This window comes from Cellulomonas jepli, assembly GCF_047229345.1.
GTDB lineage: Bacteria > Actinomycetota > Actinomycetes > Actinomycetales > Cellulomonadaceae > Cellulomonas_A.
This window is the reverse complement of record NZ_JBFTER010000211.1, coordinates 1-511: the sequence shown is the minus strand read 5'-3', so window position 1 is coordinate 511 and position 511 is coordinate 1. Positions and strand designations below refer to the sequence as shown.

Sequence of the window (511 nt, the reverse complement as noted above, 5' to 3'; positions counted from 1 at the left end):
CGCCCCGTCCGCGCCCGCGCGGCCTGCCGCGGGCGCTCCCGCGCCCCCGGCCGCTCCCGGTTCCGCGCCGCCGGCCACCCCTGGGCCACCGACGCCCGCGTGGGCTGCCGGCGCGACCGTCGAGGTCCCGGCCGTCGCCGCCCCGGCGCCCGCCGCGGCCGGCGCCGGGCAGGACACCGAGATGCTGCGTCGCCGGTGGCCCGAGGTGCTCGACACGCTGAACCGGCTCAAGAAGGCCACCTGGGTGCTCGTGAGCCAGAACGCGCAGGTCGCCGACCTCGACGCGTCGATGCTGCGCCTCGCGTTCACCGCCCCGGGCATCGCGACAGCGTTCCGCGGCGGCCAGCACGCCGAGATGGTGCAGCGTGCCGTCCGCGAGACGCTCGGCTTCGACGTGCGGGTCGAGCCCGTGCTGCACGAGCCCGGCGCGGCCGGCGGCGCGGGCGCCGGGTCTGCGGCGGGTCCGGGCGGCTCCGGGCAGGGCGGCGCGGCGGCCGCGACAGCTCCGGGC

1 pseudogene is annotated in these 511 nt (G+C 81.0%); it reads left to right on the top strand.

The features are described 5' to 3' along the window. Positions 1-181: 181 nt before the first annotated feature. Positions 182-511 (top strand): annotated as a pseudogene (locus tag AB6N24_RS23125) (DNA polymerase III subunit gamma and tau); the annotation flags it as partial.